The sequence below is a fragment of the Marinobacter sp. ELB17 genome, assembly GCF_000169375.1.
Lineage (GTDB): Bacteria > Pseudomonadota > Gammaproteobacteria > Pseudomonadales > Oleiphilaceae > Marinobacter.
In genome coordinates this window covers 70199-78152 of record NZ_AAXY01000018.1, presented here as the reverse complement: position 1 = coordinate 78152, position 7954 = coordinate 70199, and the positions used below count along the sequence as shown (strand labels likewise).

Annotated in this window: 10 protein-coding genes; 1 reads left to right on the top strand and 9 read right to left on the bottom strand. The window is 54.5% G+C overall.

Translation table 11 applies throughout. The annotated features are described in order from the left end of the window. Positions 1 to 115: 115 nt before the first annotated feature. Both MELB17_RS16695 and MELB17_RS16690 read right to left on the bottom strand, forming a co-directional pair. Positions 116 to 295 (bottom strand): hypothetical protein, encoded by a 180-nt coding sequence (locus MELB17_RS16695; protein ID WP_007351487.1) that lies wholly within the window; start codon positions 293 to 295, stop codon positions 116 to 118. A 290-nt stretch (positions 296 to 585) separates the two neighbouring features. Then, positions 586 to 1569: a DNA cytosine methyltransferase gene (locus MELB17_RS16690; RefSeq protein ID WP_007351485.1), complete on the bottom strand. Its 984-nt coding sequence runs from the start codon at positions 1567 to 1569 to the stop codon at positions 586 to 588. Between the two features lie 376 nt (positions 1570 to 1945). Between MELB17_RS16690 and ltrA the strand changes: the two genes are divergently transcribed. Beyond that, positions 1946 to 3454 (top strand): group II intron reverse transcriptase/maturase, encoded by a 1509-nt coding sequence (gene ltrA / locus MELB17_RS16685; RefSeq protein ID WP_007351484.1) that lies wholly within the window; start codon positions 1946 to 1948, stop codon positions 3452 to 3454. Between the two features lie 63 nt (positions 3455 to 3517). Here the strand turns inward: ltrA and MELB17_RS24695 are convergent, their stop codons facing one another. The 7 genes from MELB17_RS24695 to MELB17_RS16655 all read right to left on the bottom strand — a co-directional run bounded on the left by MELB17_RS24695 (position 3518) and on the right by MELB17_RS16655 (position 7882). Further along, complete coding sequence (locus MELB17_RS24695) at positions 3518 to 3685, bottom strand: hypothetical protein (RefSeq protein WP_007351483.1); 168 nt, start codon at positions 3683 to 3685, stop codon at positions 3518 to 3520. A 202-nt stretch (positions 3686 to 3887) separates the two neighbouring features. Continuing rightward, positions 3888 to 4517: a hypothetical protein gene (locus tag MELB17_RS16680; protein WP_007351482.1), complete on the bottom strand. Its 630-nt coding sequence runs from the start codon at positions 4515 to 4517 to the stop codon at positions 3888 to 3890. Between the two features lie 77 nt (positions 4518 to 4594). Continuing rightward, positions 4595 to 5488 (bottom strand): HepT-like ribonuclease domain-containing protein, encoded by an 894-nt coding sequence (locus MELB17_RS16675; RefSeq protein WP_007351481.1) that lies wholly within the window; start codon positions 5486 to 5488, stop codon positions 4595 to 4597. Further along, complete coding sequence (locus MELB17_RS16670; protein WP_007351480.1) at positions 5485 to 5721, bottom strand: hypothetical protein; 237 nt, start codon at positions 5719 to 5721, stop codon at positions 5485 to 5487. The genes MELB17_RS16675 and MELB17_RS16670 overlap by 4 nt, the downstream gene beginning before the upstream one ends. Before the next feature lie 58 nt (positions 5722 to 5779). Continuing rightward, positions 5780 to 6358 (bottom strand): hypothetical protein, encoded by a 579-nt coding sequence (locus MELB17_RS16665; protein WP_007351479.1) that lies wholly within the window; start codon positions 6356 to 6358, stop codon positions 5780 to 5782. A 103-nt stretch (positions 6359 to 6461) separates the two neighbouring features. Then, entirely contained in the window at positions 6462 to 7259 is a 798-nt protein-coding gene (locus MELB17_RS16660; protein ID WP_157133334.1) for a hypothetical protein, read from the bottom strand. A gap of 26 nt (positions 7260 to 7285) precedes the next feature. Next, positions 7286 to 7882: a hypothetical protein gene (locus MELB17_RS16655; RefSeq protein WP_007351477.1), complete on the bottom strand. Its 597-nt coding sequence runs from the start codon at positions 7880 to 7882 to the stop codon at positions 7286 to 7288. Positions 7883 to 7954: the final 72 nt, after the last annotated feature.

Below are 7954 nucleotides of genomic sequence, written 5' to 3'. Positions count from 1 at the left end.
GCGTGGCACCCAACAGCACTGCGCTTGTACTCCCATCGGGCTTCGCCCTCCGGTCATGGGCCGGGTCGGCTTGCGCCTTCCCAGCACGTTCTGGCGGGCCTATTGGGTCATTGGTTTAATTGGCAGTGATCAGGTCAGAGGTGTCCACCTCATACTCGGCGGTGAACTCTTTGTAGGTCTGGTCGCCTGAGAGTTCCATTGCTTTTTGGCGGGCAGCTGCATCGTTCTCAGCGGTCACATACATGGTGGTTTGGCTAACTGATACACGGTGCAATACGACTTCAAAAGTGTGCATGGGTTTGTCCCGATTGGGTAAGGCTGGCGGAGTGTCCGCCAGCGGGGTAGGTGATGCTGGCGGTTACGCCGCCAGCAGAAGCTCGTCAGACGCTATCTCAGCGCCGCCAGTGCCGATCAGTGCAAGGCGGGCTGTGTGTTTGAGGTTTAGTGCAATCGCTCGGCCAACGGCCACAAAGAGACTGAAGATGACGCTCTGGCCAATCACCTCATGTGCGGTTGTATTCGATAGACCGGTGCTTTGAATCCATCCCTCGGGCAGTCCCTTGGCGCGGGCGTGTTCGATCGGGGTCAGCAGGCGGGTAAAGCGCGCTTTGGTTGGGTGGCGCAGGTGAGGATCAGTGGAGCGAATTTTGCGTAACCGCGAGTCAACACATTGATGCTTTCTTCTGCACCGGTGTATAGCTGGCGGCGAAAACCTTTGCCAGCGGCGATGTCTGACACTTCTTTCTTTTCAAGGTACTCGTGAATTTTCCAGGCTGAATCGTCTTCGCTGATGGGGTCCAGAATATCGTTCAGGGTGGCTTCTTTGGTGCGTACTGGAATGATGTCGCTCATGTCGAATCCGCCCAGCGCCTGCAGTGATTTTGAGATGGCAATCACCACCAACCGGTCCCGATTTTCGATGCACCCGTAGTCGTTACCGTTCAAAATTTCGACGTTAACGGTGTATCCCCACGATGCTAGTACATTTTCTATTACTGCGAAGCTGGAGGTTGAGCGATAAGCACTCACGTTTTCTAGTACGATTATGGCAGGCGAAAACTGCTCGATCATGCGAAGCGTGTTGTAAAAAAGGGCGCCCGCATCTGGGTGGCTCTCGGCGTGTGCCAGCTTGCCTTTGGTACGCCCGGCAAGACTGCTGCCTAAACATGGAATTCCGGCCCAAAACACGTCTGAGTAAGCGGTACCGGTAATGCAGGTGTCTTGAATCGGTGTGTTCACGATCACGCTGTTACGGTCAAACAGTTCGGGGTTGGCTTTCAGGGACGCATCCACGTACTTGCCTTCGATCTCGATGGTTAGCATGGTGCGGAGCTTGATGCCGGCGCTTTGAAAACCATCGTGCAGAGCGCGATCCATAACGCCAGCACCCGAAAAAGCAGACACCACGTTCAGCGGCTCGCCTGCAGCGATCTTGGCCAGAATGCGTTGCTCACGCTTGTTGGTCTTGATGGTCTGCGCGATGCGGCGAATGGCGATCTTGCCAGCGCGAACGACAGCCTTCAGTTTCTCGCCAGTGCTGAACCACTTTGCCAGCTGTTTGGAGCACAAGTCGATGATGGGTGATGCCTTGCGCGAAGAAACGGCGCGCTTAGAACGCCGAGCTAAATCGGCAGAGTGTCAGGGTGAAAGTCCCTACGAGGTAAGGCGGGCGGGCCGCTTCGTCCCCGAGTCATGCGCGACTGTCCGCAAGGGCCGCCGTGAAGTGTTGACAGGGGTGTCTGCAGGCGAAGTATCGAGCTGCGAAATCACTAGTTGGAGAGGCAGATGCTGTTAAGCGAAGCAGAATGCAACATGACCCGTACCGTCAAACCGCAAGGTATGGGCCACTCTTCCGCAGTCGTAGACCTTAAGCATGCAGATAAGCACTCTGTACGGAACTCGGGAGATCCCGGACAACCCTCCACACTCAGCCTGTGGAGGCCGCATGGTGAAGGTCAATAGCCTCACGACCCTGCGAGAGTCCGGGAAGTCGGATGAACTCATAGTACCGCAGAAGCAACCGAACAAGGGGCTGCAAGGCCCTGCGGAGGCTGTGGAGGGAAGGGGTTCAATCAAGAGGAACGCGAAACAGGACGCCGGCACCCCGGCTCAGAACGGGATCAGTGCTACGTCACGCTTGCTTCGCGTACGCCAAGTCGCGGCAAAAGATCGCCGAACACAGTTCACTTCACTGTTTCATCACCTCACAAGGACACTGCTGACAGACAGCTTTTACAAGCTGAAGCGACGTTCAACTCCCGGCGTTGATGGCCTGTCATGGCAGGCTTACGCCCAAGGGTTGGACAAGCGGCTGACTTGCCTCCTGCACCGCTTGCACAGTGGCTCATACAGGCCGACGCCTGCCAGACGGATTCAAATCCCGAAGGCAGACGGCAGCCTGCGGCCACTGAGCATTCTGTGCTTGGAAGATAAGTTGGTCCAGCAGGCAACCGTTACGCTCATGCAGCACATTTACGAGGAAGATTTCCTTGGCTTCTCCTACGGGTTTAGGCCCGGCAGGGGGCAGCACGATGCGTTGGATGCGCTCTACGTGGGGATCAAGAGACGAAAAGTGAACTGGGTGCTGGATCTGGATATCCGGAAGTTCTTCGACCGGGTCGAACATGATTGGCTGATCACGTTTATCCAGCATCGGATCAAGGACAAGCGTCTGATTCGCCTACTGACACAATGGATGAAGGTAGGCCATTACGACGAGGACGGCAGACACGTGCGCTCAGCCCGTGGAGTGCCTCAGGGCGCAGTAATTTCGCCGTTGTTGGCGAATATCTATCTCCACTATTGTATGGATCTCTGGATCAACCAGTGGCGCAAGCGGCAGACCTCGGGCGATGTTATCGTCGTGAGGTACGCGGATGACGCGGTACTGGGCTTTCAGAGAAAAGACGATGCGGAGGCGTTCCTGAGTCAGCTGCACCAGAGGTTGGATCGCTTTGGACTGTCGCTCAACGAGGACAAGACGAAGCTCATCCGCTTTGGGCGCTTTGCCTGGAAGGACTGTGCGAAAGCAGGGCTACCAAAGCCTGAGTCGTTCGATTTTCTGGGGTTCACGCACAGCTGTGCGGTCCTGCGTGATAGACGGACGTTCATGTTGCTGCGGCAAACATCTGTGAGCCGCATGCGACGAACGCTGCATAGCGTCAAGGACTGGTTATACCGAAACAGGCATCGGCCGGTTGGCGAGCAGAAACGCTGGCTGGCTGCAGTGATGCGGGGTCACCTGAACTACTTTGCCGTTCCAGGCAACGTCATCAGGGTGAGTCGCTTTCACACGGAACTTGGAAAGCTCTGGATGAAGGCGTTACGGCGCCGCAGCCAGCGCTACCGTCTCGTGTGGGCGCGCTTCGGTCAGTTCTTGCGAGATGCGCTGCCACAACCCAGAGTTGTGCATCCTTGGCCAAACAAACGATTTGACGGTATACACTCAAGATAGGAGCCGTATGCGTTAGTAGCGCACGTACGGATCTGTGCAGGGGGTGTCGGGTGACCGGCATTCCTACTGCGACCCTTCGGTAGCAACGGTCAGGGTGAGGGTGCCCTTGTTGAAGCTCACGTTGTAGCGGGTTTCGGGCGTGAAGCAACCACGGGCCAGCTTGCGGCCTTCCAGCCAAATACGGTTGCCGCGCTTGGTTTCTGAAACGGTGGTGGCGATGATGACTGTCATGGTATGTCTCCGGTGTAGCGGTTGCTAGCTAGGCAGGTGAACCCTGCTCTGTATGTCTATTATAATAGGCCATTGGCCTATATATGACAAGCTAATAATTGCATTTTTATTGTTTTTTAGCGGGTTTTACCCAAATAAAGGGTGTCATAGGCAGGATGATAGAGGGCGCCGCTTTTCGCTGACGCCTTTGGTGTTTTGGGGTTTAAGTGGTGAGGGTAGGCCGTGGTCGTGCGGCATCGGCGGCATGGTCCAGCCTAATGCTGCCTTTGAGTTCAATGTACGGGCGACCAACTAGGGCGGTGCTGGGCATGCGTCGGGAAGCTGCTTTAATCTCCAGGGACTCGGCGACCATGCGGTAAATGTCATGCATGCTGTCGAGGCGCTGCCCGTAATACAGCTTGCCGTTGCGGTTGATCATGGTTGACCTGTGGTGCGCGTCAATTTTAATGGCGTCCGCTTCCAACCAACTATAGGCACCAATGCCGCGCATGCTGAGTGCGTGGGGCGATAGCGGTTGCATGTGGTCGATGCGCTTGTTCAGGTAGCGGTAAAAAGCGGTTTCAGAGAGTCGGGATGAAGACGCCATCTCTGCCGAGCAAAGCGCAAAGGCTTGAGCCATTTTGTCGCTGTAGTCCAGATGGAATTCGTTAAGCAGGCCGATGAAGGAGATTTCCCACGTATACCGCTCATGGTGACCATTCGACGGACGGGTTTGCGCCAGTACCACAACAACTGTGGATTCTGGATTGGCGGTGGAGCAGGTGAAGACGTCCAGCGTGTTGTAGACGGTCTTTGCGCTGGCTGGGCCAGACTGATTGGGTTGTGGGTGCATGATGTGTCTCCTGATGGGCGGTTGCCGAGTGTTTAGCTGGCGGTTACCAGTGGTGATTTCGCTGTTTTCGATTTTCGTTACGTCTGCGTCGGCCCGAAGTCGTCATCCATGTCGTCCAGCAGAAAGCCCACCTGCTCGTTTATTTTCGGGACAATCGTTGTTGCCGTTTCCCATACGGCACCCGGGGCCATATCGAGGCAACCGAGTTGTGGTTTCATCTCCAGCATTGTGGCCCAGGGTAGGTCAGGGTGGCTGGAAATAAAGTCAGCGTGGTGGATGGTGAGTGAGCTGGCGGCATCACCTATTTCAAGAAGACACATTGAGACTGCCTTTCGGGTTTTGTTGTGTGTGCTGAAATCGTTAGCCGAAAATCCTTTAATGAAGCTCTCCGCGTCGCTGGATGATCGCTCTATACATTTTAGGTAATCTTCTACTGAATTAATCCTCGTTGATTTTGGTAGTGGTTGTCCGAATGTATTGGTATCCAATGCCCCACTTGATATTTTCAAATACATCTCAATCTTTCGGGCCGCTTTTTCGCCTATGTTCCGGTGGTCGTTTAACCATTGCCAGACCATGGATGGCGGCCGATTTATGCTGCGGCCGAACTCTGCCTGGTTGCCAGCGAACCGTTCGTGAATTAGGTGCTCAATCTGGTTTTTTCGGATCTTGTACGTGGTCAGAGGTTCGTCGCGCTCTGATTGATCTTCGGCTGGCCCTTGCCGGGCCGAGCTTGTCAGGGGTGTGTCTGGATTAAAGGTGTCCATTGACCCGGGTGGTAGCCGTAGGTGTTGTTCGATGTGGCGGGCAGCGTTCTCTGTGATGTTTCGTTCACCCCTCACCAATTTTCCAACTGAGCTGGCAGATACACTTATGGCGCTTGCGAAATGGTGTTCGTTGCCGTTGAAGTGCTCATCCATCAGGCGCTTGATTTGCTGTCTGCGGGCCTCGTAAGCGGTTTGGGAACTCATACTTCAGTACCTCCAATCCATGACGATCCTAAAAAGGCGTTGGCGCCGCGGCGTGTTTTTTCTGCAATTGCTCGGCTCAGAGATTCCAGGTTACGGTGTGTCCAGCCGCCAATGGGGGCTGGTATCTTGGCAATGATGGTTGCCTCAAGGTCTTTGATGGTGAGCTCTTCGGCTTTAACGGGCGCCAGAATATCGGTTTCGCCTTCCTGAATGTCGGTAATGAAGGTAATCATCGCGCGTTCCTTCTTGGTGTGGGTAAGCAGATTCTAAGTGTTGCCGGCTTTGATGGAACTAGGCAAAGGCCGATGTAAGATGGAGTCTGGTTTCTCGCTGGGCCTGGGGTTGGCGCGCGTTTTGTTTATTATGCGCTTCCTGCAGTAATAAGGTGTGCGTCACCATGGCTTGGGTGGCCTCATCTGAGTTCAAAAGGAGTTCAAGTATTGCTTTGCCAGCGACTACGGTGCGTTGGATCAGCGGCGATACCGGGACACCAAGATGCTTAGCTTCATCGGCTGACCAGCTGCAGGTTGTAATACCGCGAGCCTGAAGCTCCATAAAAGTCAGCTCACGTCGGCGGGACTGGGTGGATCGCATGTGTTTGTGAAGATCCGCGACGGTCGACGCTATGGGATGTGCATTTCCGTTGGTGAGAATATCCACGGTGCGCTCTTGATAACTTGCAAAATAGGTCCCTGGTGAGCCGATGTGGTCGATATGCCAGGCTGGGTGGCCGGGGATTGTTTCCACGCACTCCGATCGAATCAGAACAACAACGACTGAGCGGGGTAAAGAACTGGCGCCCGGGAAAACTTTTGTCGGCAGTGGTTTACCATAGAACGTGGATATTTCATGGATGCGTGTCGTTTTCATGTAAAACCTGTGTCTCTGGTGTGGCGGTTGCCGTGTGTGTTGGTATTTCCAACTGCCTGATACGATAGGCCAATGGCCTACTTTAATCAATGGTTTTCTAACTTTACCAAAATATTTTGTCTGCTGGGTTGCACAGTTTTCCGGCCATGACGGTCTGGTGCAGCTCTTTGGGTTTTGCGTTGACGTACAGTGTTTGTCCGGGTGACGCTGATCTCACCAGTTCGGAAATCCAGTTGATAGGGACTGCCGCCGTTTCGACGTTGAGTCCGGTGGACTGGTCGTTGGCGGTGCAAAAAAATGTGTCTCTAAGAATGACCAATTCAGTGATTGCCGGGCAAAAATAGAACGGGCTTGCGATATTACTCTGGTCTGAGGTTGTGGTCGCTTGCCTGCGATCCCCGCCGGTACGACGATCAATTGCCGCTCTCCGGCGCGTTGTGTTTGCTTCGCGGGCGTCGTGTCCTTCAAATTTTTCATCGGCTGGAAGTGCGGGCAAGCCAAAGGCGACAGGGTGCAGAAATCGGGTTTCAGAGAACTTGTGCTCGCGAACAAGGTTCCCAGAGTGCCGGATTCTTTCAAGAATGCCCAGCGTGATCGGCAGGCTTGCCCAGGTTGGCGGAACCGGAAGCTGGCTCAGTATGGTCCAGTGGTTCGAGTTTGGAGTTAGGGTCTTTCGGGCTTCGAGAATTAGTCTGATGTTGCTGCTCTGTGATGGAAAGTTTGTGTTAACTGCGTAAACATCCATACAACGGAGTCTCCAAAGTGAGAGGGGCTTCAGTTGTCTTTGTGACGGACTGCTTTGTGCTTGCGTGACTAACGCTGATTTCAGTCTATCAACTCTTAACATCGTATAGGTAAACATATTCCAATATTTGAGCTGCGATAGGGGGCTATTGGTCAAACATTGTTACGGGACTGTTTGGCGTGCTAACGACTGGGCGCGCGTTCTTTCAGCAACTCATCAATCGCCAGCAGTGTGAAATGCGCGCTTTCCGGCACCGGGGCCGTGACCTGATGGGCGATCTGGAGGCGTTTAGCTAGAGTATTGCTGCGGTGGTACAGGGTAAGGGCTAAAACGGATAAAAAGCCGGCAATGGAAAGGCCCAGCAGCGAATAGGTTGCAGCGGTACCAGCTTGCAGCGCAGGAAGGTTAAGAGTGATAACCGCCAGCGCGGCCAATGTGGACAGACCCAATACAATGCCGGTGTTGCGTCGGTCGGTGGCTATGCTGTCAATCACCGCCATCATCTTGGACGGCTCAGCCTGATGGTTATCGCCACGGTCGGTAGAGGTAGTAGGTATCAGGGGCATGCTGCAGATGGGCTTATCCGGGTTGGCAAGCAACTCTTCGCGCATCTGGCACAGAACATAGGACTGGCGGTGTGGCTTGAGCGTACCCAGAAACAGGTTTAGCACCCGCTTTTGATGGTCAATACGCTGACGCGTATCCGGAAATTCTGTGGGTGGGTCGCATCGGTTACCCTGGGAGGCTTCATTCAGGGTGTCGGTGTCTGTGTGGCGCATGCTGTCTCCGCGGGGTATTCGGTGGGCCTGCTCGGGCACAATACATCCAAGCGGTCAGGTGGGCCTAGTATA

Bases quoted from the DNA above. Each gene is read 5' to 3' on its own strand.
- MELB17_RS16695 (WP_007351487.1), bottom strand. From the start codon at position 295: ATGCACACTTTTGAAGTCGTATTGCACCGTGTATCAGTTAGCCAAACC.
- ltrA (WP_007351484.1), top strand. From the start codon at position 1,946: ATGGTGAAGGTCAATAGCCTCACGACCCTGCGAGAGTCCGGGAAGTCG.
- MELB17_RS24695 (WP_007351483.1), bottom strand. From the start codon at position 3,685: ATGACAGTCATCATCGCCACCACCGTTTCAGAAACCAAGCGCGGCAAC.
- MELB17_RS16680 (WP_007351482.1), bottom strand. From the start codon at position 4,517: ATGCACCCACAACCCAATCAGTCTGGCCCAGCCAGCGCAAAGACCGTC.
- MELB17_RS16675 (WP_007351481.1), bottom strand. From the start codon at position 5,488: ATGAGTTCCCAAACCGCTTACGAGGCCCGCAGACAGCAAATCAAGCGC.
- MELB17_RS16670 (WP_007351480.1), bottom strand. From the start codon at position 5,721: ATGATTACCTTCATTACCGACATTCAGGAAGGCGAAACCGATATTCTG.
- MELB17_RS16665 (WP_007351479.1), bottom strand. From the start codon at position 6,358: ATGAAAACGACACGCATCCATGAAATATCCACGTTCTATGGTAAACCA.
- MELB17_RS16655 (WP_007351477.1), bottom strand. From the start codon at position 7,882: ATGCGCCACACAGACACCGACACCCTGAATGAAGCCTCCCAGGGTAAC.